The 25703-nt window shown below is 71.8% G+C and carries 24 protein-coding genes; 18 read left to right on the top strand and 6 right to left on the bottom strand.

Annotated elements, in window-relative coordinates; genetic code table 11:
* Positions 1-118: 118 nt before the first annotated feature.
* Together ABCS02_RS10220 and ABCS02_RS10215 are read right to left on the bottom strand one after the other, a co-directional pair.
* Positions 119-2173 carry an NAD(+) synthase gene (locus ABCS02_RS10220; protein ID WP_345835531.1) on the bottom strand — a complete coding sequence of 685 codons (2055 nt, stop codon included), beginning with the start codon at positions 2171-2173 and terminating at the stop codon, positions 119-121.
* Between the two features lie 46 nt (positions 2174-2219).
* The gene (locus ABCS02_RS10215; RefSeq protein WP_345835530.1) at positions 2220-2729 is read right to left on the bottom strand and encodes a hypothetical protein; all 510 of its coding nucleotides are present in this window, start codon (positions 2727-2729) and stop codon (positions 2220-2222) included.
* A gap of 127 nt (positions 2730-2856) precedes the next feature.
* Here ABCS02_RS10215 and ABCS02_RS10210 point away from each other — a divergent pair, with 127 nt between their 5' ends.
* Complete coding sequence (locus ABCS02_RS10210; protein ID WP_345835529.1) at positions 2857-6381, top strand: TM0106 family RecB-like putative nuclease; 3525 nt, start codon at positions 2857-2859, stop codon at positions 6379-6381.
* Positions 6382-6605: 224 nt separating this feature from the next.
* Here the strand turns inward: ABCS02_RS10210 and upp are convergent, their stop codons facing one another.
* A complete protein-coding gene (upp, locus tag ABCS02_RS10205) occupies positions 6606-7241 on the bottom strand; it encodes a uracil phosphoribosyltransferase (RefSeq protein ID WP_345835528.1) in 636 nt (211 codons plus the stop codon).
* Positions 7242-7280: 39 nt separating this feature from the next.
* Between upp and ABCS02_RS10200 the strand changes: the two genes are divergently transcribed.
* A complete protein-coding gene (locus ABCS02_RS10200; protein ID WP_345835527.1) occupies positions 7281-7748 on the top strand; it encodes a nucleoside deaminase in 468 nt (155 codons plus the stop codon).
* 23 nt (positions 7749-7771) lie between these two features.
* On the opposite strand, the gene ABCS02_RS10195 is transcribed toward ABCS02_RS10200, so the two are convergent.
* On the bottom strand, positions 7772-8728 hold the full coding sequence (locus ABCS02_RS10195; protein ID WP_345835526.1) for a cation diffusion facilitator family transporter: 957 nt from the start codon (positions 8726-8728) through the stop codon (positions 7772-7774).
* 76 nt (positions 8729-8804) lie between these two features.
* Here ABCS02_RS10195 and proC point away from each other — a divergent pair, with 76 nt between their 5' ends.
* From proC to ABCS02_RS10155, 8 genes are all read left to right on the top strand, one after another.
* Positions 8805-9641, top strand: a complete 837-nt coding sequence (proC, locus tag ABCS02_RS10190) for a pyrroline-5-carboxylate reductase (protein ID WP_345835525.1) — start codon at positions 8805-8807, stop codon at positions 9639-9641.
* Between the two features lie 270 nt (positions 9642-9911).
* Complete coding sequence (locus tag ABCS02_RS10185) at positions 9912-10316, top strand: metalloregulator ArsR/SmtB family transcription factor (RefSeq protein WP_345835524.1); 405 nt, start codon at positions 9912-9914, stop codon at positions 10314-10316.
* Positions 10317-10559: 243 nt separating this feature from the next.
* Positions 10560-10751: a helix-turn-helix domain-containing protein gene (locus ABCS02_RS10180; protein ID WP_345835523.1), complete on the top strand. Its 192-nt coding sequence runs from the start codon at positions 10560-10562 to the stop codon at positions 10749-10751.
* Between the two features lie 39 nt (positions 10752-10790).
* Complete coding sequence (locus ABCS02_RS10175) at positions 10791-10889, top strand: AURKAIP1/COX24 domain-containing protein (protein WP_003792170.1); 99 nt, start codon at positions 10791-10793, stop codon at positions 10887-10889.
* 68 nt (positions 10890-10957) lie between these two features.
* Positions 10958-11251 (top strand): rhodanese-like domain-containing protein, encoded by a 294-nt coding sequence (locus tag ABCS02_RS10170; protein ID WP_345835522.1) that lies wholly within the window; start codon positions 10958-10960, stop codon positions 11249-11251.
* Positions 11252-11297: 46 nt separating this feature from the next.
* Positions 11298-11570, top strand: coding sequence for a glutaredoxin family protein (locus ABCS02_RS10165; RefSeq protein WP_345835521.1), 273 nt, complete (start codon positions 11298-11300; stop codon positions 11568-11570).
* Positions 11567-11869 (top strand): Dabb family protein, encoded by a 303-nt coding sequence (locus ABCS02_RS10160; protein ID WP_345835520.1) that lies wholly within the window; start codon positions 11567-11569, stop codon positions 11867-11869. Before ABCS02_RS10165 ends, ABCS02_RS10160 begins: the two co-directional genes overlap by 4 nt.
* 14 nt (positions 11870-11883) lie before the next feature.
* Positions 11884-14382, top strand: a complete 2499-nt coding sequence (locus tag ABCS02_RS10155; RefSeq protein ID WP_345835519.1) for a DUF3516 domain-containing protein — start codon at positions 11884-11886, stop codon at positions 14380-14382.
* 510 nt (positions 14383-14892) lie between these two features.
* Here ABCS02_RS10155 and aspS read toward each other — a convergent pair.
* Positions 14893-16236 (bottom strand): aspartate--tRNA(Asn) ligase, encoded by a 1344-nt coding sequence (gene aspS, locus ABCS02_RS10150; protein WP_345835518.1) that lies wholly within the window; start codon positions 16234-16236, stop codon positions 14893-14895.
* Between aspS and ABCS02_RS10145 the strand changes: the two genes are divergently transcribed.
* The 8 genes from ABCS02_RS10145 to ABCS02_RS10110 all read left to right on the top strand — a co-directional run bounded on the left by ABCS02_RS10145 (position 16170) and on the right by ABCS02_RS10110 (position 25278).
* Positions 16170-16679 carry a DUF6264 family protein gene (locus ABCS02_RS10145; RefSeq protein WP_345836326.1) on the top strand — a complete coding sequence of 170 codons (510 nt, stop codon included), beginning with the start codon at positions 16170-16172 and terminating at the stop codon, positions 16677-16679. The two genes, aspS and ABCS02_RS10145, sit on opposite strands and share 67 nt — an antisense overlap.
* A gap of 61 nt (positions 16680-16740) precedes the next feature.
* The gene (locus ABCS02_RS10140) at positions 16741-17370 is read left to right on the top strand and encodes a histidine phosphatase family protein (RefSeq protein WP_345835517.1); all 630 of its coding nucleotides are present in this window, start codon (positions 16741-16743) and stop codon (positions 17368-17370) included.
* A complete protein-coding gene (locus tag ABCS02_RS10135) occupies positions 17370-17972 on the top strand; it encodes a TlpA disulfide reductase family protein (RefSeq protein WP_345835516.1) in 603 nt (200 codons plus the stop codon). Before ABCS02_RS10140 ends, ABCS02_RS10135 begins: the two co-directional genes overlap by 1 nt.
* On the top strand, positions 17969-18718 hold the full coding sequence (locus ABCS02_RS10130; RefSeq protein WP_345835515.1) for a cytochrome c biogenesis protein CcdA: 750 nt from the start codon (positions 17969-17971) through the stop codon (positions 18716-18718). The genes ABCS02_RS10135 and ABCS02_RS10130 overlap by 4 nt, the downstream gene beginning before the upstream one ends.
* Positions 18699-20408, top strand: coding sequence for a cytochrome c biogenesis protein ResB (locus ABCS02_RS10125; protein ID WP_345835514.1), 1710 nt, complete (start codon positions 18699-18701; stop codon positions 20406-20408). The genes ABCS02_RS10130 and ABCS02_RS10125 overlap by 20 nt, the downstream gene beginning before the upstream one ends.
* 22 nt (positions 20409-20430) lie before the next feature.
* Entirely contained in the window at positions 20431-21492 is a 1062-nt protein-coding gene (gene ccsB, locus ABCS02_RS10120; RefSeq protein ID WP_345835513.1) for a c-type cytochrome biogenesis protein CcsB, read from the top strand.
* Positions 21493-21601: 109 nt separating this feature from the next.
* Complete coding sequence (locus tag ABCS02_RS10115; protein ID WP_345835512.1) at positions 21602-23467, top strand: ABC transporter ATP-binding protein; 1866 nt, start codon at positions 21602-21604, stop codon at positions 23465-23467.
* Positions 23467-25278 carry an ABC transporter ATP-binding protein gene (locus ABCS02_RS10110; protein WP_345835511.1) on the top strand — a complete coding sequence of 604 codons (1812 nt, stop codon included), beginning with the start codon at positions 23467-23469 and terminating at the stop codon, positions 25276-25278. The genes ABCS02_RS10115 and ABCS02_RS10110 overlap by 1 nt, the downstream gene beginning before the upstream one ends.
* Here ABCS02_RS10110 and ABCS02_RS10105 read toward each other — a convergent pair.
* Complete coding sequence (locus tag ABCS02_RS10105) at positions 25275-25694, bottom strand: hypothetical protein (protein ID WP_345835510.1); 420 nt, start codon at positions 25692-25694, stop codon at positions 25275-25277. The genes ABCS02_RS10110 and ABCS02_RS10105 overlap by 4 nt on opposite strands.
* Positions 25695-25703 lie beyond the last annotated feature (9 nt).

The raw sequence follows: 25703 nt of genomic DNA, 5'->3' as shown, positions 1-25703 counted from the left end.
CCCCCCTTCCCCGGGGTTGGGACACACACTCCCCCTTTTTCGCCCCCCAAAACCGCGTTCTCAGGGCGAGGTGGTCAGGGCTCGGGCGGCGAGGTGGCAGGGCTCGGGCGGGAAGTGGTCAGGGCTCGGGCGGGAAGACGCCGTCGAGCTCTGCGAGCCAGGGGCGCGCGGTGCCGTCCGACGGCGCGCGCCAGTCGCCGCGTGGGGAGAGGGAGCCGGCGGGGCTCACCTTCGGCCCGTTCGGGATGGCGGTCCGTTTGAACTGCGCGAAGCCGAAGTAGCGCTGCAGGAACACGCGCAGCCAGCGCACGATCGTCGCGCGGTCGAACGCGCCGCGCTCGTCCTCCGGGTATCCGGGAGGCCAGGCGCCCGCCGCGGCATCCGCCCACGCCTTCTCCGCGAGGAACACGATGCGGCTCGGTCGCATGCCGTACCGCAGCACGTGGAAGAGCGCGAAGTCATGGAGCGCGTACGGACCGATCGTTCCCTCGGTCGACTGGACGGCACCGTCCGCGCCGGCGGGTACGAGCTCGGGGCTGATCTCGGTGTCGAGCACGGCTTGGAGGACGTCCGTGGTGCGCGCGTCAACGCCCTCGCCGGCCGCGATCACCCAGCGGATCAGGTGCTGGATGAGCGTCTTCGGCACGCCGACGTTGACGGCGTAGTGGCTCATCTGGTCGCCGACGCCGTACGTCGCCCAGCCGATCGCGAGCTCGGAGAGGTCGGAGGTGCCGATGACGATCCCGCCGTGGCGGTTCGCGAGCCGGAAGAGCAGGTCCGTGCGGACGCCGGCCTGCACGTTCTCGAACGTCACGTCGTAGAGCGGCTCGCCCTCCGCGTACGGATGCCCGATGCCGCGCAGGATCTCGGTCGCGGCGGGCGCGATGTCGATCGTCTCGATCGTCGCGCCGACCGCTTCGGCGAGGGCGAGCGCGTTCGACTTCGTGTGGTCGGAGGTCGCGAAGCCCGGGAGCGTGTAGGCGAGGATGTCGCTCCGCGGTCGGCCCATCCGGTCCATCGCCCGCGCGACGACGAGGAGCGCGTGTGTGGAGTCGAGGCCGCCGGACACGCCGATCACGGGCCGGGGGTTGCCGATCGCGGCGAGCCGCTCCACGAGCCCCGAGACCTGGATGTTGAAGGCCTCGTAGCAGTCCTGCGCGAGTCGCGCGGGATCGTTCGGCACGAAGGGGTAGCGCGCGATCTCGCGCCGCAGGCCGATGTCGCGCGCGGGCGGATCGAGCGTGAACTCGACCGTGCGGAAGCCCGGCTCGTGGGTGCGGCGGTTGTCGTCGAAGGTGCCCTGACGGACGCGATCCTGCCGGAGCCGGTCGAGATCGACGTCGGCGACCGAGCGGCGCGGCCCGTCCGGGAAGCGCTCCGTCGTCGCGAGCAGCTGGCCTCGCTCGTAGACCATGGTCTGGCCGTCCCACGACAGGTCGTTCGACGACTCGCCCATGCCGGCGGCGGCATATGCGTAGGCGGCGAGGCAGCGAAGGGACTGGGCCTGCGCGAGCACGTTGCGGTCGTCGGCGCGTGCGATCGTGATGGGACTGCCGGAGAGGTTCAGCAGCACCGTGGCGCCGGCGAGAGCCGCGGACGACGACGGCGGGATGGGGATCCACATGTCCTCGCACACCTCCGCGTGCACGACGAGTCCGGGGACGTCGGTCGCACTGAACAGCAGATCCGGCCCGAACGGCACGTCCCACGCGCCGACGCGGATCCGCCCGCCCGCCCGGTCGTCGCCGGGCGCGTACCAGCGCCGCTCGTAGAACTCGCGATAGGTCGGGAGATACGACTTCGGCGCGACCCCCAGCATCCGTCCGCGGTGGATCACGACGGCGCAGTTGTAGAGGCGCCCGCCCGCGCGCAGCGGTGCGCCGACGACGAGCACGGGCAGGAGCTCGGCGGATGCCGCCACGATCCGCTCGATCGCGACGACGGTCGCGTCGAGCACGACGTCCTGCAGGACGAGGTCGTCGATCGCGTAGCCGGTCAGGCAAAGCTCCGGGAAGACGGCCACCGCGACCGCATCCGCGTCGCACGCGCGCGCCGTGGCGAGCACAGCCTCGGCGTTCGCCGCCGGATCCGCGATGGCGACCGGGATCGTGCACGCCGCGACCCGCGCGAACCCGTGCCGGTACGCGCTCTCGAACGGCAGTGCCTCGCTCACGCCCCCAGTCTGGCACCTCGCCCCGCGCCCGACCCCCCGCGCCGGATCAGGTGCCGTGCGCGGCGCACTCTCCGGCGAGGTCGGGACTGATCCCGACGGCGGCTTCGAGACGTCCCAACGCGTCCGCCGTGGCCGGATCGCTGAGGCTTTCGAGCTCCGTGACGACAGCGCCTGCTTCACTCAGGGTGTTGAAGTGGGCGAGATGGTCGAAGGCCGCCGCTCCACGGTCGTAGAACCCCGCTACCGCTTCGGCGTCGGCCTCCGTGCCGGCCGGCCACGGCGTCGACGGCTGTCGTATCTCAGCGGCGCTCCGGGTGAACAGGTTCGACCCGTCGGCGGCCTCGGACTGAAGAGCGCGGAAGGTGTCGAGCGACATCTCCGACCGGGCGACCCGAGTGAGGTCGTCGGAATAGCGCTTCGTTGCGCAGATGATCGACAGCAGCCCGACTTTCGCCTGCGCGACCGTCGCGGAATCACCCTGCCCCTGTCCCGTCGTCTCGACGTAGTCGCCCGAGCAGCCCGTCAACAGCAGTGCAACCGCGACCGTCGCCACCATGAGTATGCGCTTCATTCGTCCCCCAGCCTCGCGGCGACGGTAGTCGCGGCAGGTGAACGGGGGGTGTCGGGGGGCGCGGGTACGCTGCCGGAGGCGCGGGTGTCCGTGCGCACGACGTAAGGACGGTATGCGGTACATCGAGAGCGACGGGCGGGTCGTCTGGAGCGCCAGCGACCTCAAAGCGGCGGCCGAGTGCGAGTTCGCGTGGCTGCGCGCGATCGACGCGAAGCTCGGCCGCGTGCCCGCCGTGGAGGAGCCGGAGGATGCGACGCTCGAACGCGCGGCGCGGCTCGGGACGGCGCACGAGCGGCGCGTTCTCGCCGAGTACCGAGCGCGGTTCGGCGACGCGGTCGTGGAGATCCCCGAGACGGCGTCGCGCGATGCGGAAGGGCTTGCGGCCGCCGTGGCGGCCACCGAGCGAGCGCTCGCCGACCCTCGCGCCAAGGTCGTCTACCAGGCCGCGTTCGCGACCGACGAGTTCGTCGGGTTCGCCGACTTCCTCGTGCGCGACGAGGGCGCGGCGGACGGCGCGTGGATCGTGCAGGACACCAAGCTCGCGCGGCACGCCCGCGTGACGGCCCTTCTTCAGCTCGCCGCGTATGCGGACCAGCTCGACCGTCTCGGCGTCCCCCGCGCCGACCGGGTCGAGCTGCTGCTGGGCGACGGATCCACGAGCGTCCACGACGTCCGCGACATCCTCCCCGTGTTCCGCCTGCGCCGCTCCCGGCTGCGGGCGCTCATCGCCGACCGGAGGCCCGTCGCGGGCGCCGCGGGGGAGCCGATCGCGTGGGGCGACGAGCGCGGCCAGCTGGGCGTCGCGGCGTGCGGCCGGTGCGCGACCTGCGAGCTCGAGGTCGTCGCTCACCGTGACCTCCTGCTCGTCGCCGGGATGCGGCCGGTGCAGCGCGCCCGCCTGCGCGCGGCGGGGGTCGACACGATCGACGCGCTCGCCCGGGCGGCGGATCCGCCGCCGCGGATGGGCGCCGAGGTCTTCGCGTCCTTGCGCACGCAGGCGCGCGTTCAGCTGGAGAGCCCGGCGGGGGTGGTCGCGCCCGCGCCCGCGGCGCATCCGCCCGTCCCCACATACGAGGTCGTCTTCCCGAAGGCGCTCGGTGCCCTGCCGCGGCCCGATCACGGCGACATGTTCTTCGACTTCGAGGGCGATCCGCTCTACACGGAGGGGGCGCCGATCGCCGGTCGGCCCGCGGTCTGGGGCCTCGACTACCTGTTCGGCTGGGTGGACGACCGCGAGGTGTACTCCCGCCTCTGGGCGCACGACTTCGCGCAGGAGCGGGCGGCCCTCGTGCAGTTCCTCGAGCTCGTGCGCCTGCGGCGCGCACAGCATCCGGGCATGCACATCTACCACTACGCGCCGTACGAGCCCACGCACCTGCTGGCGATGGCGGCGCGGCACGGCGTGGGCGAGGCTGAGGTCGACACGCTCCTGCGCGATGGCGTGTTCGTCGACCTGTATCCGATCGTGCGCCGCTCCCTGCGCGTGGGGTCGCGGTCGTACTCGATCAAGAAGCTCGAGCCGCTCTACATGGGCGACCAGGTTCGCACGCAGGACGTGCAGAAGGGCGACGAGTCGATCGAGCGGTACGTCGAGGCGCGCCTGCTGCAGGATGCCGGGGAGGATGCCGCGGCGCGCGAGATCCTCGACGACCTGGCCGATTACAACCGGTACGACTGCGTCTCCACGCGGCGCCTGCGCGATTGGCTCGTCGACCGCGCGCGGGAGGCCGGGCTCGTGCCCTCCGCCGACCTCGCGCTCGACGACGTCGGGTACGCGCCGTCCCCGCGTGCGGGCGCGTTGCTGGCGTGGGCGGAGGACCGCGCGTCCGCCGGCGCGACCGGGGCGGATGCGACCGACGTCGCCGACGCGGAGGCCCTGCGCCTCGCGGCGGCGGCGATCGACTACTACCCCCGCGAGGCGAAGACGTTCTGGGCCACGCACTTCCTCCGGCTGCGCGAGCCGGTGTCGCTGTGGGAGGAGACGCGCGACGTGGTGGTCGTCGACCCGGAGCGGTCGCGCGTCGTGGAGGACTGGCATCCCGGACCCCGCTCGGTCCGCCGCGTCGTGGAGCTGCGCGGCGAGCTCGCGCCCGGGACGCGGCTGAGCGTCGGCGCCGACCCCTCGCTCCTCTACGACCTGCCCGCGCCGTTCCCGTTCACGGCGTCGCCGCGGTGGATCCACGCCGACCACCGCGCGACGGTGCTCGAGGTGCTCGACGACGGCGCACTGGTGGAGGAGCGCGCGGTCGACGGCCAGACCTGGGACGCGCTGCCGATCGCGATCACGCCCGCGTCGCCCCCGCGGGCCGCGAGTCAGCAGACGGCGATCGACGAGTGGGCGGATGCCGTGCTCGCGGCCGCCCCGGGCTTTCCGCGCGATCCGGCGACGGACGTGCTGCGGCGCACGCCGCCGCGCACGGTCACGGCCGGGCTCGTGCCGAGCAGGGGAGACGATGTCGCGGCGATCGCGCGCAGCATCCGTGATCTCGACCGCAGCTACCTCGCGGTGCAGGGCCCGCCCGGCACGGGGAAGACGTACGTCGGCTCGCATGTCGTCGCGCGGTTGGTTCGGGAGCACGGGTACAAGGTCGGCGTCGTGGCGCAGTCGCACGCGACGATCGAGCACATGCTGGCGAGGATCGTGGAGGCCGGCGTCCCGCGCGAGCAGGTCGCCAAGGCGCCGAAGGATGCCGAGGCGGAGCATCCGTTCACGGTGATCGCGAAGAACGGCGTGGCTGAGTTCACGGCGGCGCACCCGGAGGGCTTCGTGTTCGGCGGCACGGCGTGGGACTTCTCGCATGCCGGCCGCGTGCCGCGCGGCTCGCTCGACCTGCTCGTGATCGACGAAGCGGGCCAGTTCTCGCTCGCATCGACGATCGCGGTGTCGGTGGCGGCATCCCGGCTCCTGCTCCTCGGTGACCCCCAGCAGCTTCCGCAGGTGAGTCAGGGCACGCATCCCGAGCCGGTCGACACGTCGGCGCTCGGCTGGGTCATGGACGGAGCGGCCGTCATCCCCTCCGAGTACGGCTACTTCCTCGAGCACACGTGGCGGATGCATCCCCTGGTCGCCGCCCCGGTGTCCGTCCTGTCGTACGACGGCCGGCTCAGCGCGCACGCCCGCGCGGCGGAGCGGTCCGTCGACGGCGTCGAGCCGGGGCTGCATCCCGTGCCGTTGCGGCACCACGGCAACGCCACGACCTCGTTCGAGGAAGCCGAGCACGTCGTCGCGCTGGTGCGCGGCCTCGTCGGCCGCTCGTTCCACGACGTCGACGAGAGCGAGCGGGCGCTGACCGAGGCCGACGTCATCGTGGTGACGCCGTACAACGCGCAGCAGGTCGTGGTCGAGGAGGCGTTGGCGGATGCCGGCCTGGGCGGTATCCGAGTCGGCACGGTCGACCGGTTCCAGGGGCAGGAGGCGGTCGTGTCGATCGTGAGCCTGGCGGCGTCGTCCGGCCGCGATGCCCCGCGCGGGCTCGAGTTCCTCCTGCTGCAGAACCGCCTGAACGTCGCGATCTCGCGCGCGCAGGTCGCGGCCTACCTGCTGTACTCGCCGGGCTTGCTCGACGATCTGCCGCGGACTCCCGAGGGTGTGACGCGGCTGAGCGCCTTCGCTCGCCTGGTCGGCGCCGAGTCCTGACCCCGCCGGCGCTCGCGCCGCGCCGTGCGCCCTGATCGCCCGCACAACTCCTGCATTCCGCGGCGCGCGTGGTCACGCCGCCGCAGAATGCAGGAGTTGTGCGGGCCGGCGAGGGGCGGCTCCGGCGTGCCGGCGGGCCGGGCCGCGGACGGCACGGGCGCGACACAGGCGAGCGGCGGCTCCGGCGTGCCGGCGGGCCGGGCAGGCGTGCCGGGGAAGAACAGCTAGGCGACGGTGCCGTAGAGGCGGTCGCCGGCGTCGCCGAGGCCCGGCACGATGTAGCCGTGTTCGTTCAGGCGCTCGTCCACGGCGCCGAGGACGAGCGTGACCGCACGGTCGGCGACGCGGCGCTCGATCTCCGCGACGCCCTCCGGCGCGGCGATGAGGCAGATGGCCGTGACCTCGCTCGCGCCGCGGCGGAACAGGAAGTCCATGGCGGCCCCGAGCGAGCCGCCGGTGGCCAGCATGGGGTCGAGCACGTAGCACTGGCGACCGCGGAGGTCGGCCGGCAGACGCTCCGCGTACGTGGTCGGCTGCAGCGTCTCCTCGTTCCGCGCCATGCCGAGGAACCCGACCTCGGCGGTGGGCAGCAGCCGGGTCATGCCCTCGAGCATCCCGAGTCCGGCGCGGAGGATCGGCACGACCAGCGGATACGGATCGGCGAGGCGGGCGCCCGTGGTCTCGGTCACCGGCGTCCGGATGCGGATCGGCTCGACGCGCACGCCGCGGGTCGCCTCGTACGCGAGGAGTGTGACGAGCTCGGCGGTGAGCTCGCGGAACACGGGCGACGGGGTCTCGAGGTCCCGCAGCACGGTCAGCTTGTGGGTGATGAGCGGATGATCCGCGACGTGCACGCGCATGGGTCTCAGGCTATCGACGCGTGACCGTAGGGTGGGGCCATGACCCTGCCGGCGACCGATGGCGATGCCGCGCTCGTCGGCCGCGCTCTCGAGCTCGCGCGTGAGGCCGGGGCGCACGGGGATGTCCCCGTCGGGGCGGTCGTCGCGGCCGCGGACGGCACCGTGCTCGGCGCGGGCCGCAACGAGCGCGAGCTGACTCACGATCCCACCGCGCACGCGGAGGTCCTGGCGCTCCGGGCCGCGGCATCCGCCCTCGGCTCCTGGAACCTCGAGGGCTGCACGCTCGCGGTGACCCTCGAGCCGTGCCTGATGTGCGCGGGCGCGATCCTGCAGGCGCGCGTGTCGCGTGTCGTGTTCGGGGCGTGGGACGACAAGGCGGGCGCGGCGGGCTCCGTCTACGACGTGCTCCGCGACCGGCGGTTGCCGGTCCGCGCCGAGGTCGTCGGCGGGGTTCGCGCGGCCGAGGCCGCCGCGCTGCTCCAGTCGTTCTTCACCGACCGCCGCTGACCCGCGACCGCGGATGCCGCGACTCAGTCGACGGACTTCACCACGATCGCCTCGGTGGACAGCGTCGCCGGCCGTTCCACGTCGGGCTCGAGGTAGATGACGCGCGCGGCCGGGACCGCGGACCGGATGCGCGCCTCGATGTCGTCGATGTCGCGGGCGACCTCGACGAGCGGGCGATCCGCCGGGAATGCAAGCTTGGCCGCGACCATGAGCTCGTCCGGTCCGAGGTAGAGGGTCTTGAGGTGGATGATGCGGTCGGCCTCGTGGCCGGCCGTGACCGCGTCGACGATGCGCGCGTGGTCGGCATCCGTCGCGCCCTCGCCGACGAGGAGGCTCTTGGTTTCGATCCCGAGCACGATCGCGACGAGCACGAGGAGCGAGCCGATCATCAGCGTGCCGATCGCGTCGAAGACCGGGTTGTGCGTGATCGCCGACAGGCCGACGCCGAGGAGCGCGAACGCCAGGCCGGTGAGGGCCGCGACGTCCTCCAGCAGCACGACCGGCAGCTCGGGGGCCTTGGCCCGGCGCACGAACGAGGTCCACGACTGGCCCTTCGCGCGATGGTGGTTGCTCTCGCGCACGGCCGTGCGCAGGGAGAACGACTCGAGCACGATCGCGATCACCAGCACGGCGAGGGGCACCCAGACGTTCTCGAGCTCGTGCGGGTGGGCCAGCTTGTCGACGCCCTCGTAGATCGAGAACACGCCACCGACGGAGAACAGGATGATCGACACGACGAACGCGTAGACGTAGCGCTCGCGGCCGTATCCGAACGGATGCTCGCGGTCGGCCTCCCGCCGCGACTGGCGTCCGCCGATCAGCAGCAGGATCTGGTTGCCGGAGTCGGCGAGGGAGTGGATCGCCTCCGCGAGCATCGATGCGGAGCCGGACACGAACCACGCGACGAACTTCGCGAGGGCGATTCCGAGGTTCGCGAGCAGCGCCGCGATGATGGCCCTGCTGCCTCCGGATGCGCTCATGGGTCGAGTCTAGGGAAGCGCCCTCCGCCGGGCGCCCGGGGCGCGCGCCGCATCCGCGCTTTCGTAGGATGGGCGAATGGCGCCGTTTTCCCCCGACCTCCCGCCGATCGCGATCCTGGGGGCGGGATCCATGGGTGGGGCGATCGCGCAGGGACTCGCGGCCTCGGGTCTCGCCGCCGCCGTCACCGCGACGAACCGCACGGCGGGGTCCGCGGCCACGCTCGACGGGCTGGCGGGCGTGCGCAGCGTCGCGCTGGAGAGCGAGCCGGCCGCGAACCGCACCGCTGCGGCGGAGGCCGACATCGTGCTCGTCGGGGTGAAGCCCGCGCTCGTGCCGGAGCTGCTGCGCGAGATCGCGACCTCGCTGCGCCCGGGAACGATTGTCGTGAGCATCGCCGCGGGCGTGACGATCGCGACGTTCGAGGAGATCCTCGGACCCGGCATCCCGGTGCTGCGGTCGATGCCGAACACGCCCGCGCTCGTCGGAAAGGGCGTGACCGGACTCGCCGCGGCGGACGGGGTGTCGGCCGAGGACGCCGCGCTCGTGCGGCGGCTGTTCGAGACCGTCGGCACCGTGGTCGAGGTGCCGGAGGCGCAGATCGACGCGCTCACCACGATCTCCGGATCCGGGCCCGCATACTTCTTCCTCCTGGTCGAGGACTTCACCCGCGCCGCCGTGGGCAAGGGGTTCACCGAGGAGCAGGCGCGCCTCATGGTCGAGCAGACCTTCGCCGGCGCCGCGGCGTTGCTCGCGGCTTCGGGCGAGGCGCCTGGGGAGCTGCGCCGTCGCGTCACGAGCCCCAAAGGCACGACGGAGCGCGCCGTCGCGGTGCTGCAGTCCGCCCACCTGGACGCGGTGTTCGCCGAGGCGACGGATGCCGCCCTGGCCCGCGCCCGCGAGCTCGCCGGCTGACCCCTCACCCCGCCCCGCCCCCGGGTCCCGGGTCCCGCCCCACCCTGGCCTCCGCCCCGCCCCGGGCGCGCCCGGCTCCCGCACCCACCTCCGCGAGAACGCGCGTATGTCACAGACACGCCGTGCAGAACGCACATATGCGCGTTCTCGCGAAGTGCGTGGCCAGGGTTAGAGCGCGGGGAGCGGATCCGTCTCGGCCCACGGGCGACTCGGGAGCCGCTTCCGGACGAAGACCGATATGCGCTCCAGCGCGCCGACTAATCTATGGGCATGGCGGATATCTTCGACGTGATTGCAGACGGCACGCGCCGCGACATCCTCCGGTTCCTCCTGGACCGGTCCGCCGCGGGGGAGAGCGGCACGAGCGTCTCGCACATCGTGAGCGAGCTCGGCGTCAGCCAGCCGACCGTGTCGAAGCACCTGAAGGTGCTGCGGGATGCTGCGCTCGTGTCGGTGCGCGAAGAGGGCCAGCACCGCTACTACAGCCTCACCCCGACCCCGCTCGACGAGGTCGACGACTGGCTGATCCCGTTCCTCCCCGACGACGTGTCGGTCGGTCTCCCGGCCGTCCCGCTCCCCGAGTCCGCGGCGCACGCCGCCGAGGTGGTGGGCCGCGCCGCGGCATCCGCGACGCACGCGGTCGCCAACGCCCTGCGCAAGCTCCCCGGTCGCTGACCGACTCTCTCTCCCCCGGAGCCGCCCAGCCAGAGCGCTCTTCACGCGAGAACGCGCGTATGTCACAGACATGCCGTCCATTCATGACATAGGCGCGTTCTCACGTTGGGGGTGGCGGGAGCGGGCGCCGCGGAAGAGCCCGTCCTGAGCGGGTTCGCCCCACCAGCCACTCGGGTTTACAGGCGTCGCGCGCACCCCTAGAGTGTCGATTCAGCGACATCCGGCACTACTGAGGGGAGCGACATGTCCGACCTGTCCGACGTGCGCTTCCTGACGGTCGCCGAGGTCGCGGAGCTCATGCGGGTATCGAAGATGACGGTCTACCGTCTCGTCCATTCCGGCGAGCTCCCCGCCGTCCGCTTCGGGCGCAGCTACCGGGTCCCTCAGTCGGCCGTCACCGCTGCCATGCAGCGGCCGATCGCCGACGTCGGATAGACTGCCGCGAAGCATTTTTCCGCATAGTGAGGTAACTCCGTGGGTTCAGTCATCAAGAAGCGCCGCAAGCGCATGGCGAAGAAGAAGCACCGCAAGCTGCTTCGCAAGACTCGCCACCAGCGCCGCAACAAGAAGTAAAGCGGCGAACGCACACCAAGCGCCTGTCCTCGGGACGGGCGCTTCGTGTTTTCACCGATAATGGCTGCATGAAGTCGATCACCGTTCAGCAGCTGCGCGACCGCGAGGCCACCCCCCTCATCGACGTGCGCGAGCCCGACGAGTTCGCCGGCGGGCACGTGCCCGGTGCGGTGAACCTCCCCATGTCGCGCATCGGCGACCTCCTCGACCAGCTGCCCGACGGTGCGTTCGACGTGATCTGCCAGGTCGGCGGCCGCTCGGCGCGCGTCGTCGAGGCGCTCGAGGCCCGCGGGTTCGACGCGACGAACGTCGAGGGCGGGACCGGCGCCTGGATCTCCTCCGGCTTCCCCGTCGACCGCTGAGCGCCGGCGGGCGGGGGCGTGTCCGCGTCCCTTCTAGGATGAGTGCGTGACCACGATCACGCTCATCCGCAAAGACGGCTGCCACCTGTGCGACGTCGCCCGCGGAGTCGTCGATCAGGTGCTCGCGGAGTTCCCGGAGGACGAGGCCGAGCGCATCGAGCTCGTCGAATCCTCCATCGAGGATGATCCCGAGCTCCACGCGCGATGGTGGGAGAAGATCCCGGTCGTGCTGATCGACGGTCATCTGCATGCGCATTGGCGTGTCAATCCCGAGCGGCTGCGCGCCGCGCTCACCGATGCTGAGGAGCTCGTCCCATGACCGTTCGCCACGTCGTCGTCTGGAAGCTGTCCGCCGAGGATGCCGAGCAGAAGGCGGCCGACGCCGCCGAGATCGTGCGCCGCCTCGGTGGGCTGGAGGGTGTCGTCCCCTCGATCCGCTCCCTCTCGGTCGGCACCGACGTCGTCTCCGCCGGCACGTTCGGCGACGTCGCGCTCGTCGCGGACTTCGACGACGAGGACGGTGTCGAGCAGTACCAGGTGCACCCGGCGCACCGCGAGGCCGCCGGCTTCATCCGCGACGTGGTCTCCTCGCGCACCTCGGTCGACTTCCTCGTCTGATCCCCGCTCCTCGATTGTCCTCGATCGCGGAGCTCGTCCCGCCCGGCGCGAGTCCGGACGCGGTCTACGACGGGTTCGTCGCCTGGGCGGGGGAGCGGGGGATCTCCCTGTACCCCGCGCAGGACGAGGCGATCATCGAGATCGTCTCGGGCGCGAACGTCATCCTGTCCACGCCGACGGGGACGGGGAAGTCGCTCGTCGCGGTGGCCGCTCACGCGGCATCCCTCGCCCGGGGAGTGCGCACGTACTACACGGCGCCCATCAAGGCCCTCGTCAGCGAGAAGTTTTTCGCGCTCGTCGACGTGTTCGGCGCGGAGAACGTCGGGATGGTCACCGGCGACTCGTCGGTGAACCCGGATGCCCCGATCATCTGCTGCACGGCGGAGATCCTCGCTAACCTCGCGCTGCGCCACGGCGCCGAGAGCGACGTCGGCCAGGTCGTGATGGACGAGTTCCACTTCTACGGCGATCCCGACCGCGGCTGGGCGTGGCAGGTGCCGCTCCTTCTCCTGCGTCGCGCGCAGTTCGTGCTGCTGTCCGCGACCCTCGGTGACGTCAGCGCGATCGCCGACGACCTCTCCCGCCGCACCGGTCGGCAGACCGCCCTCGTGACAGGCGTCGAGCGCCCCGTCCCGCTGCATTTCTCCTATGTGCGCACGCCGATCCACGAGACGGTCGAGGAGCTGCTGTCGACCCGGCAGGCGCCCGTGTACATCGTGCACTTCTCGCAGGCGGCCGCGATGGAGCGCGCGCAGGCGCTGTCCTCGATCCGCGTGGTGAGCCGGGAGCAGCGCGACGAGATCGCGGACGCGATCGGCGGCTTCCGCTTCACGACGGCGTTCGGTCGCACGCTGTCGCGGTACGTGCGTGCCGGCATCGGCGTGCACCACGCGGGGATGCTGCCGCGGTACCGGCGGCTCGTCGAGACGCTCGCGCAGCGCGGGCTGCTGCGGGTCATCTGCGGCACCGACACGCTCGGTGTGGGCATCAACGTACCCATTCGCACCGTGCTCCTCACCGCGCTCGCGAAGTACGACGGGCAGCGGATGCGGCAGCTGAGCGCTCGGGAGTTCCACCAGATCGCGGGTCGCGCCGGACGCGCCGGCTACGACACGGCCGGGACCGTCGTCGTGATGGCCCCCGAGCACGAGATCGAGAACGCGGCGATGTTCGCGAAGGCCGGCGACGATCCGAAGAAGCAGCGCAAGATCGTGCGGAAGAAGGCGCCGCAGGGGTTCGTGAACTGGAGCCAGACCTCGTTCGAGCGGCTGGTGGCGGCGGAGCCGGAGCCGCTCGTGCCGCAGCTGCAGCTCACCGCCGCGATGCTGATCAACGTCATCGCCCGCGGCGGGGACGTGTTCGGCAACGTGCGCTCGCTCGTGTTCGACAACCACGAGCCGCGGCCACGGAAGTACGAGCTCGCGCGTCGCGCGCTCGCGATCTTCCGCACGCTGGTCGCCGCCGGGGTGGTCGAGGCCGGCCCGGGCGGCGGCATCCGCCTGACCGTGGACCTGCAGCCGAACTTCGCGCTCAACCAGCCGCTCTCGCCGTTCGCGCTGGCGGCGATCGAGCTCCTTGATCCGGATGACACGGCGGCCGGCGCCGGCTCCGGTCACTACGCGCTCGATGTCGTGAGCGTCATCGAGGCGACGCTCGACGATCCGCGTCCCGTGCTCTCGCAGCAGCAGTTCCTCGCGCGCGGGGAGGCGGTCGCGGCGATGAAGCGCGACGGCCTCGACTACGACGAGCGGATGGCTGCGCTCGAGGAGGTCACGTACCCCAAGCCGCTCGAGGAGCTGCTCGCGCAGTCGTTCGAGGTGTTCGCGTCGAGCCAGCCGTGGGTGCGGGACTTCGAGCTCTCGCCGAAGTCGGTCGTGCGCGACATGTTCGAGCGGGCGCTGTCGTTCGCCGAGTTCGTGTCGGTCTACCAGCTCGCCCGCAGCGAGGGGCTCGTGCTGCGCTACCTCAGCGACGCGTATCGGGCGATCCGCCAGACCGTGCCCGCCGAGGCGCAGACGGAGGCCCTGCTCGACGTCGTCGCGTGGCTCGGCGAGCTCGTGCGGCAGGTGGACTCGAGCCTCGTGGACGAGTGGGAGAGTCTCGTGAATCCGGCGGCCGACCCGGCCGCGCCCGTCGTGCCGCCCGCGCCGCCGTCGGTGCTGACGAACCGCCGCGCGTTCCTCGTGCTCGTGCGCAACGAGCTGTTCCGTCGGGTGCAGCTCATCGCCCTGGAGCGGGAGGACGAGCTGGCCGAGCTGGATCCGGACGTGGACTGGCCCGCCGCGCTCGACGCGTACTTCGCGGACCACGACGAGCTGCTGACCGGGGGCCCGGCGCGGTCCGCGTCGCTCGTGTCGATCGACGAGTCGGATGCCTCCGTCTGGCGGGTGGAGCAGACCCTGGACGATCCCGCCGGCGACCACGACTGGCGCCTCCGCGCCGAGGTGGATCTGGCCGCCTCCGAGGAGGCCGGCACCGCCATGGTCCGCGCCACCGCCCTCCTCCGCCTGTAGCCCCCGCCCCGGCCCCCGCCCCGCGCTCCGCGCGCCCGCGCGTGGTCCGGCGCCCGCGCGTCGTCCCGCGCGCCCATCCCACCCTCCACGAACCCACCTCCTCCTCGCGAACCCACCTCCTCACGCGCGGCGGACGGGGTGGGCTCGCGAGGAGGACGTGGATTCGGGTTGGGGTCGGGGTAACCCGCCGGGGGTGAGGGAGGGCTCGCGCCGCGCCCCGTCCCGCTCGCGCCCGCAGCCCGTGCCCGCCCGCGCGCTCACCCACCTCGTCGCGAACCCACCTCTTCCTCGCGAAACCACCTGCTTATGCGCGCGGGCAGGGGTGGGCCCGCGAGGAGGAGGTGGGATGGGGTGGGGGCGCGCGGGGCCCGGCCCGCGGGCGGGGTGCCCGGCGCGCCGGCGAGGTGGGCTCGCGAAGAGGAGGTGGGCTGGGCGGGCGCGCTCAGCCCGCGAGGGGGGGGCGGCGGGGGGGGCCGCCCGCCCCGGGGCGGGGGGGGGGGGGGGGCGGGGCTAGGGGGCGAGGCGGGTGGGGCCCCGGAAGAGGAAGGTCACCTCGCGGATGGAGGACTCGCCGAGCAGCAGCATCAGCAGGCGGGCGAGGCCCATGCCGAAGCCGCCGTGCGGGGGCACGCCGTAGCGGAAGAAGTCGAGGTAGTGCTCGAGGCCGGCGGGATCCAGGCCCTTCGCGCGCGCTTGCTCCTCGAGCACCTCGACCCGGTGCTCGCGCTGCGCGCCCGTCGTGATCTCGGTGCCGCGGTAGAGGAGGTCGTAGCTCTTCGTGAGCCCGGTCTCCGGATCCTGCATGTGGTAGAACGGCCGGATCTCGGCGTGGTAGTCCGTGATGAACACGAAGTCGTGCCTGAACGTCTCCTTGACGTGCGCGGAGATCTGCCGCTCGCCCTCGGGGTCGAGGTCGCCGTCGGTGCGCGGGATCTCGTACCCGCGCGCGGCCACGATCTCGCGCGCCTCCGCGAGCGGGATGCGGGGGAACGGCAGCGTCGGCACGGTCACCTCGAGGCCGAACAGCTCCTCGATCTCCGCGCCGTGCTTCTCCTTGACCGCCGCGAAGGCTGCCGCGAGGAGCTCCTCCTGCATCCGGGCGACGTCCTCGTGCGAGTCGATCCAGCTGATCTCCGCGTCGATCGAGGTGAACTCGGTCGCGTGGCGGCTCGTGAAGCTCGGATCGGCGCGGAACGCGTCGGCGATCTCGAACACCTTGCCGAAGCCGGCGGCCTGCGCCATCTGCTTGAAGTGCTGCGGGCTCTGCGCGAGGTACGCGGTCTGCTCGCCGAAGTACTCGAGCTGGAACAGCTCCGCGCGCGACTCGGACGGGCTCGACATGAGCTTCGGCGTGTGGATCTCGATGTAGTCGCGCTCGATCCAGTACGTGCGCATCGCGTGCTCGAGCGTCGTCTGCACGCGGAAGATGAGGGCGTTGCGGCGCTGACGCAGGTCGAGGAAGCGCCAGTCGAGGCGCTTGTCGAGTCCGCTGTCCGCCGCGATCGGCGTCTCGGGGAGAGCGGATGCCGCGATGTCGAGGCCCGCGATCTTCACCTCGACGCCGCCGAGCTTGACCCGCTCGTCGTGCTTGAGGACGCCGGTCGCCGTCAGGAACGTGCCCGTGGTGAGCGCGGAGATCGACTCCGTGAGGGCGAGCGCTGCGGCATCCTCCGCCGTCGCGCCCTCGGCGAGCTCGCGCGTCGCCGGGTTCACGAGCTGCACGGCGCCGGTCTCGTCGCGGAGGATGACGAACTGCACCTTCTTCTGATCGCGGACGGTCTCGACCCATCCGGACACCGTCACCGGGCCGTCGGGGAGGGACTGCAACTGCTCGACGAGGACGCGTTCGCTCACGGGGAGCCAGTCTACGGTGGCCCGCCCGCGCGCCCTATCCTGGCGGGGTGACGTACGACCGGACGCACGACCGCGACAGGCCCGAGGAGCCCGAGCGTCGTCGCGGGCCGGAGCCGGTCCGCGAGCGGCGGAACCCCTGGGACCTCGCGGCGACGCTCGTGCTGATGCTGGTGCTCGCGGTCCTGGGGATGACGGCGTCGTACGCGGGGATGATCGCCGGCACCACGGCGTCGACCTGCACGGGCGACTGCAGCGGACCCGGCATCACGGTCGGTCTCGTCCTGGTGACGTTCGGTCCGATCGTCGTGTTCTTCGCCGGCCTGTTCCTCGTCATCCGCGGGGTCCTGCGGCGGGCGTTCACGTTCTGGATCCCGCTCGTCGGCTTCATCGCGCTCGCGATCCTCTGGTACGCCGGCGTCGCGCTCGCGTCCGGCGTGCTCTGACGCCCAGGCTCCCCGCGGACGCTCAGGCTCCCCATAGCGGACCCGCACGTAGACTGAGCGGGTGCCCGCCGACCGCCTCCATCTCGTGCGCCACGGGGAGGTCCGCAATCCTGACGGCATCCTGTACGGACGCCTGCCGGGCTTCGCGTTGACTGCGGAGGGCCGGCGGATGGCGCGGGATGCCGCGAACGCGGTGCACGCCGACGGCCGCCCGGTCGGCGCGCTCCTGTGCTCGCCGCTGCAGCGCGCGCGGGAGTCGTCCGAGCCGTTCGAGGAGCTCTTCGGCGTCGAGCCGCTCGTCGACGAGCGCGTGATCGAGCCGACCAACGTGTTCGAGGGGCGCGTCATGCGCCGTGCACTCCGGAACCCGCTGAACTGGCGGCACCTGGTCCGGCCGTCCGTGCCGAGCTGGGGCGAGCCCTACGCGAAGGTCGTCCACCGCGTGGAGGCGGCCATGACGGATGCCTGGAACCGTACCGCCGGCGGTGACGTCGTGATCGTGTCGCACCAGCTCCCGATCTGGATCACGCACCTCGCGGTCGCGGGTGCGTCGCTCCGCCACGACCCGCGGGCCCGGCGCTGCGCGCTGTCGAGCATCACGAGCTTCGAACGCCACGACGACCGCTGGGTCGAGGTCGACTACCGCGAGCCCGCGTCGACCGTGGGCGCGATCGACGTGGGGGCGGTGTGATGCGCCGAGTGCGGCGGGGGCTCGCCGCGGCATCCCTCGTGCTCGCGGGGGCGCTCGTGCTCGCGGGCTGCTCGAACGACCCGCTCGCCGACCAGTACCGGGCCGGCGACAACAAGGGCTTCGTCGCGGGCGACTTCGCCACGAAGGAGATCGCGCCGGCGGACCGCGGCGATCCGGTCGTCTTCCAGGGCACGCTCGACAACGGCAAGCCCGTGTCGAACACGGATTACACGGGCGACGTGCTCGTCGTGAACTTCTGGTACGCGGCGTGCGGCCCGTGCCGGGTCGAGGCGCCGCGGCTCGAGTCGGCGCTGCAGTCGTTCGCCGGGCAGGATGTCGCGTTCCTCGGCATCAACACGTACGACCAGCCGCAGACCTCGCTCTCGTTCGCGAGCGACTACGGCGTCACGTACCCGAGCGTCATCGCCGTCAACGACGGCGCGGTCAAGCTCGCGTTCGCGAACGCGGCCCCGCTCAGCTCGACGCCGGTCACGCTGGTCCTCGACAAGAAGGGCCGCGTCGCGGCGCGTGTCATCGGCGAGCTCCCGGATGCCTCGATCCTGACCGCCCTCGTGCGCGACGCGCTGGCGGAGACCTCGTGAACCCGGGCGCCCTCGTCGGCGGCGCGCTGTGGGTGGCGCTGCCGATCGCGGTCGCGGCGGGCCTCGTCTCGTTCCTGTCGCCGTGCGTGCTGCCGCTCGTCCCCGGCTACCTCGGGTTCCTCGGCGGCGCCGCGTCACGGCGAACGGACAGCGGCGGGGACGCGCCCGCGCGCGGTCGGCTCCTGCTGAGCGTGCTGCTGTTCATCGCGGGCTTCACGGTCGTGTTCGTCGCGATCAACGTCCTCGGCGGCGCGCTCGGGCGGTTCTTCCTCGCATACGGCGACCTGATCACGCGCATCCTCGGGGTCGTCGTGATCCTCCTCGGCCTCGTCTTCATCGGCGTGTTCGGGATCGCGCAGCGCAGCGTCCGGGCGAACGTCAAGAGCAACCTCGGAATCGTGGGAGCCCCGCTCCTCGGCGTCGCGCTCGGCATCGGCTGGACGCCGTGCATCGGCCCGACCCTGTCCGCGATCTTCGCCGTCTCGTGGAACCTGGGCGACCCGTGGCGCGCGGCGCTCCTGGGCCTCGCGTACTCGCTCGGCCTCGGCATCCCGTTCGTCCTGATCGCGCTCGGCTTCGGCTGGGCGACCCGCTCGGTCGGGTTCCTCCGCCGCCACATCCGCACCGTCAACCTCGTCGGCGGCGCGCTGCTGATCGTCCTCGGACTGCTCATGGTCACGGGCGTCTGGACCGCCGTCATGTCGCAACTGCAGGGGGTGCTCCAGAATGTCCCGCTACCGCTCTGACGACCCCGAGGCCGCGGTCGATCCGCTGCGGCCGTCCGACCACATCGACACCATCGTCGAGGCCGAGCCCGCCGTGGGGGACGACGGCGAGGCGATCGCGCAGCCCGCGCTGAGTCCGCTCGGATGGCTCCGCTGGGCGTGGCGGCAGCTCATCACGATGCGGACGGCGCTCGTGCTCCTCCTGCTGCTCGCGATCGCGGCGGTGCCGGGCTCGATTTTCCCGCAGCGCAGCGCGGACCCGAACGGCGTCACGCAGTACTTCACCGACAACCCCGGCCTCGCGCCGATCCTGGACAAGCTGCAGCTGTTCGACGTCTACACCTCGGTGTGGTTCTCGGCGATCTACATCCTGCTGTTCGTCTCGCTCGTCGGCTGCATCATCCCCCGCACGCGACAGCACTGGAAGGCCATGCGCGCCCGGCCGCCGCGGACGCCGGTGCGGCTCTCGCGGCTGGACGCCTACCGGTCGACCCTCATCGAGGTCGCCCCCGGCACCGATCAGGCCGCCGCCGCGGAGCACGCGGTCGAGCTCGCGCAGCAGCAGCTGAAGTCGGCGGGCTACCGCGTCGAGCGCTACGACGGCCGTGGCGCGTTCTCGGTCTCCGCCGAGCGCGGATACCTCCGCGAGACCGGCAACCTCGTCTTCCACGCGGCGCTCGTCGGCGTCCTCCTCGCCGTGGGCCTCGGGGGCGCCTTCACGTACACGGGGCAGCGCGTCGTGGTCGAGGGGACGACGTTCGTCAACGCGCTCACGGACTACTCGTCCTTCAACCCCGGCCGGTTCGTGAACGAGGACCAGCTCGTGCCCTACTCGCTGACGCTCGACCACTTCGCGGTGTCGTACGTGCCGGCCGACCAGAGCGGCGGCGGCCAGGCCGGCGACTTCGTGGCCTCTCTCACGACGCAGATCGCGGGCCAGCAGCCGCAGAAGGGCGACGTACGCGTCAACCACCCGCTCGACATCGGCGGCGACCGCATCTACCTTCTCGGCAACGGCTACGCGCCCACGATCACCGTGCGGAACGCCGCCGGCACCGTCGTGTTCCACGACTCGGTGCCCTTCCTCCCGCAGGACAAGAACCTCACGTCGCTCGGGGTCATCAAGGTCACCGACGGGATGCCGCAGCAGCTCGGCCTCGTCGGCTTCTTCTACCCGACCGCGCAGGCCTTGACGACCGGTGCCCTGACCTCGGTCTACCCCGACCTCGTCTACCCGGAGCTCACGCTCAGCGTCTACCAGGGCGACCTCGGGATCAACGACGGCACCCCGCGGTCGGTGTACACGCTGGACACGTCGTCGATGCAGCAGCTCGCCGGTCCGAACACGAGCAATCCGGCGCTGCAGTTGCAACCCGGCCAGACCGCCGACCTGCCGAACGGACTCGGCACCGTGACCTTCGACAACGAGGCCGCCCCCGGGTCGACGAGCTTCGACGGATCCGTCAAGCGCTTCGTGTCGCTCTCCATCCACCGCGACATCGCGGCCCCCTGGGTGCTCGCGTTCGCCGTCATCGCGATCCTGGGGCTGCTCTCGGCCCTGTTCATCCCGCGCCGGCGCATGTGGATGAAGGCCACCCCGCAGGGATCCTCCGTCCGCCTCGAATACGCCGCGCTCGCGCGCGGCGAGGATCCCGCGCTCGAGGGCGCCGTCGCGCAGTTCGCGCAGAAGCACGCGACGTCGCTCCCCTAAGCGGCGTGCGTAGAATGCTCGCATGCCCGGAGCCGGAACGATGAGCCTCGACGACGTCTCAGTCCTTCTGGTCTGGACGGCCATCGCGATCTACGCCCTCGCGTTCATCGCCTACGCGATCGACCTCGCGCGCCGTTCGGAACTCGCGGTCGAGGCACAGGACGCGCGGACGCGGCAGCGGGAGCTCGTCGCCGCGGGCGGTGTCGGCGGCGCGGTCGAGGCATCCGGAGAGACGATCTCCGACGTGCAGGAGCGTCAGGACGCCGCGGCCACGGCGCTGAAGGCGCGGGGTCGGGCGCGGCAACGGCCCGTCTTCGCCCGGATCGGCACCGCGCTCACGTGGCTCGCCTTCCTCTTCCACCTGGGCGCCGAGCTGACCCGCGGGATCGCCGCCGGCCGTGTCCCGTGGTCGAACATGTACGAGTTCGCGCTGACCGGCACGCTGCTGATCGTCGCGGTCTACCTCCTTGTCCTGTTCTGGTACGACCTCCGTTTCCTGGGCGCTTTCATCACGGGCCTCGTCGCGCTCCTCCTCGGCGGTACCGCCGTCGGCTTCTACACGCAGATCGTGCCGCTGGCCGACCCGCTCAAGAGCATCTGGCTCGTCATCCACGTGTTCGTGGCGTCGCTCGGCACGGCTTTCTTCGCGCTCGCGTTCGCCCTGTCGGTCACGCAGCTGCTGCAGTCGCGCCGGGAGCGCCGCGTCGCGCAGGCCGCGGAGTCGGGCGCGACGGTGTCGACGAGCCCGCGCTTCCTCCGCATCCTTCCGAGCGCGGAGACGCTCGAGTCGCTCGCGTACCGGTTCGCGATCATCGGCTTCATCTTCTGGAGCTTTACGCTCATCGCCGGCTCCATCTGGGCGAACGATGCCTGGGGCCGCTACTGGGGCTTCGACACGAAGGAGGTGTGGACCTTCGTGATCTGGGTGCTGTACGCCGGCTACATCCACGCCCGTGCGACGCGCGGCTGGCGCGGCACCCGCTCCGCGTGGCTGTCGATCATCGGCTTCGCCGCGGTCATGTTCAACTTCACGATCGTCAACATGTTCTTCAAGGGCCTCCACGTCTACAGCGGCCTGAGTTAGCCTGGAGGGCTGTCCGCGCGCCGCGCGGCCATGACGGAATACTCCGGCCGGCCCCCGCGCTTCCCTTACGGGGCACTGCGCTCCGTCCGCCCTCCCGTCGCACTGAACCATGGCCTCTTCGTCTCCTTCCACGCTCCGCGCCCTCGCGCGCCTCGTGCCGTTCGCGCGCCCCGTGCTGCCGCGCCTCCTGCTCGGCGCGGGCAGCGCGATGGCGGCGAGCCTCGTCGCGCTGAGCGTGCCGCTGCTGCTCGAGGCCGTCGTCTCCGGCCCCGTGAGCTCCGGCGACGTGCGGCAGATCGCGGGCGGCGCGGTGCTCGTGCTGCTCCTCGGCCTCCTCGAGGCGTTCCTGGTCTGGCTCCGGCGCCGGTTCGTGCTGATTCCCTCGACGAAGATCGAGTACGCGCTGCGGACGCAGTTCTCCGAGCGGCTCCAGCGCCTGCCGGTCGCCTTCCACGACCGCTGGCAGTCCGGTCAGCTCCTCAGCCGCATGATGCAGGACATCGGCCTCATCCGGCGGTGGATCTCGTTCGGCGTGATCCTCCTCGTCGTCAACGTCATCACGATCGTCGTGGGCTCGGCGATCCTCTTCACGTGGCACTGGGCGCTGGGCCTCATCTTCCTGCTGTGCTCCACGCCGCTCTGGTACGTCGGATACCGGTTCGAGAAGCGGTACGGGATGCTGACGCGCCGCAGCCAGGACCAGGCCGGCGACCTCGCGACCGCGGTCGAGGAGAGCGTCCACGGCATCCGCGTCCTGAAGGCGTTCGGGCGCGGCCCGCACGCCCTGCGGAAGTTCCGCGTGCAGGCGGAGTCGCTGCAGGGCACGGAGATCCAGAAGGCGCGGGCGGTCGGCACGATCTGGTTCTGGCTGGAGCTCCTGCCCGCGGTCGCGTTCGCACTCTGCCTCGCCGCCGGCATCGTGCTCGTGCAGCTCGGCCAGCTGTCGGTGGCGCAGCTGTTCGCGTTCTTCGCGATGGCGACGGTGTTGCGCTGGCCGATGGAGTCGATCGGCTTCCTGTTCTCCTTCCTCCTCGACGCGCGCACGGCGACCGACCGCATCATGGAGGTCTTCGACGCGCCGAACACGATCGTGGACCCGGACACTCCGCGCACGATCGCCCAGCCCCGCGGCGAGCTGGTCTTCGAGGGGGCGCGGTTCCGGTATCCGGATGCGTCGGACGACTCCCGCGACCTCCTCGACGGCATCGACCTCGTGCTGCGGCCGGGGGAGACGATGGCGCTCGTGGGCCTCACCGGCTCCGGCAAGACGACGCTCACGACCCTGCCGACGCGCCTGTACGACGTGACCGGCGGCCGGGTGCTGCTCGACGGCGTCGACGTCCGCGACCTGTCGCTGGCGGAGCTGCGCCGCCATATCGGGATGGCGTTCGAGGATGCCACCCTGTTCTCGGCATCCGTCCGCCACAATGTCCTGCTCGGCCGTGACGACCTCGATGAGGACGGCGCCGAGGCCGAAGAGCTGATGCGCGAGGCGCTCCAGGTCGCGCAGGCCGAGTTCGTCGACACACTGCCGAACGGCGTCGAGACCGTCATCGGTGAGGAGGGGCTGAGTCTCTCGGGCGGGCAACGGCAGCGCCTCGCCCTCGCGCGCGCGGTGGCCGCGCGGCCGTCCGTGCTCGTGCTCGACGACCCGCTGTCGGCCCTCGACGTCGACACGGAGGCGCGGGTCGAGGAGGGGCTCCGGCGCGTCCTCGACGGCACGACGGCCCTGATCGTCGCGCACCGGCCCTCGACCGTGGCGCTCGCCGACCGGGTCGCCCTCCTCGAGGACGGCCGCGTCACGGCGGTCGGCACCCACTCCGAGCTGCTGCGCGACTCCGCGCACTACCGCTACGTGATCTCGAGCCTCGAGGCCGACCACGCCGAGCACCACGTGCCCACGACGCCGATCGACATCCCCGAGTACGCCGGCGCCGAGCGCCGGTTCCGGGTGCGCGAAGGGGAGGACGCCTGATGTCCGGCGTCACCGGAACCCTCGGCGAGGACCGCAGCGACTACACCCGCGAGGAGAGCCGCGCGATCCGCCGCCGCTCGCTGCGGCTGCTGGGCTCGCTCGTGAGCCCGCTGCGCTGGCACCTCGCGCTCGCCGCGATCGTGCTCGTCGCCTCGACCGCGCTGCAGGTCGCGGGCCCCGCGCTGATCGCGTACGGGATCGACAACGCGCTGCCCGCCGTGATCGAGCGGATGGACTGGATGCCGACGATCGGCGTCGTCTCGGTGTACCTGGCCGCGGCGATCGGCGGCGCGCTGCTCATCGGCTGGTACGCCGTCGTCGCGGCGCGCATCACGCAATCCGTCATGCTCGACCTCCGCGTGCGGATCTTCCGGCACACGCAGCGGCTCAGCATGGAGTTCCACGAGTCGTACACGTCCGGCCGCATCATCTCGCGGCAGACGAGCGACCTCGACTCGATCCGGGAGCTCCTCGACGGCGGCCTGAACGAGCTCGTCTCGGGCATCCTCTACGGGAGCTTCACGCTCATCGCGCTGATCCTGCTCGACTGGCAGAGCGGCGTCGTGCTCGTGCTCGCGGGCGTGCCGCTCGCGATCCTCATGCGCTGGTTCTACCGGCGCTCGCAGCTCGCGTACCGCCGCTCGCGCGTCGTGAGCGCGAAGGTGATCGTGCAGTTCGTCGAGACCATGACCGGCATCCGCGCCGTGAAGGCGTTCCGCACCGAGCCGCGCGGCGACCGCGAGTTCGCGGAGGTGTCGGCGGAGTACCGCGACGTCAACGTGGCGTCGCTGCGCCTGTTCGGCACGTTCGAGCCGGGACTCATGACGATCTCGGCGTTCACGCTCGCGACGGTGCTGTTGTGGGGCGGCATCCGCGTCGCGAACGGCGTCCTCGACATCGGCGTGCTGCTGGCCGCGGTCCTGTACGTGCGGAACTTCTTCTCGCCGCTGCAGGAGGTGGCGATGTTCCTGAACTCGTACCAGTCCGCCGCGGCGGCGCTCGAGAAGGTGTCGGGCGTGCTGGAGGAGGAGCTGAGCGTGCCGGAGCCCCGGCGTCCCGTCGCCCTCGCGCACGCCCGCGGGCACCTGCGGTTCGCCGACGTCGAGTTCGCGTACGGCAACGGGCGGGTCATCCTGCCCGACTTCGACCTCGACATCCCCGCCGGGCAGACGGTCGCGCTCGTCGGCACCACCGGTGCGGGGAAGTCGACGCTCGCGAAGCTCGTCGCCCGGTTCTACGACCCGACGGCCGGTGCCGTGACCCTCGACGGCGTCGACCTGCGTGAGCTGGATCAGGACGACCTCCGCCGCGCGATCGTGATGGTGACGCAGGAGGCGTACCTGTTCAGCGGCACGGTCGCCGACAACATCGCACTCGGCAAGCCCGACGCGACTCTGGACGAGATCCGAGCGGCGGCTCGCGCGGTGGGGGCGGACGGCTTCATCAGCGCGCTCCCCGCAGGCTACGACACCGACGTGAACAAGCGCGGCGGGCGCGTGTCGGCGGGGCAGCGGCAGCTCATCTCGTTCGCGCGCGCGTTCCTCGCCGATCCCGCGGTCCTCATCCTCGACGAGGCGACCGCGTCGCTCGACATCCCGAGCGAGCGGCTCATCCAGGAGGCGCTGCAGACCCTGCTCGCCGACCGGACCGCGATCATCATCGCGCACCGGCTGTCGACGGTCGCGATCGCCGACCGGGTGCTCGTCATGGAGCACGGACAGGTCGTGGAGGACGACGCGCCCGACACGCTGATCGCCGGCACGGGCCGCTTCGCGCAGCTCCACAGCGCGTGGCGGCAGTCCCTGGTCTAGAGCGATTCCGGACGGTCGCGGAAGACCTGCCGGGTCAGTGCGTCGACGTCGCGGTCGAGGTGGTCGATGCGTCTCTCCACGCCGTCGATCCGGCTGTTGACCGCGTCGAAGCGCGCGTTCATCTCCCCCCGGAGCCCGTCGATCCGCGTGTTCACCGCGTCGAAGCGCGTGTTGACCGCGTCGAAGCGCGTGTTGACCTCGTCGATCCGGGCGTGGACGGCCGCGAAGCCACCGCTCACCGACTCGAAGCCGCCCGTCATCTCCCCGCGAAGGCCGGTCATCTCGCCGCGGAGGCCGTTGATCGCGGTGGTCATGGAGCGGCCGAGCAGCGTCGTCATCAGCGTCATCCCGCCGAGCATGAGGGCGGCGAACACGCCGAGCAGGGTCCATACCTGCGGTTCGGTCACGACGGTCACCCTCCGATT

This window comes from Microbacterium sp. X-17 (assembly GCF_039615055.1).
This window is presented reverse-complemented; position numbering and strand designations above follow the sequence as displayed.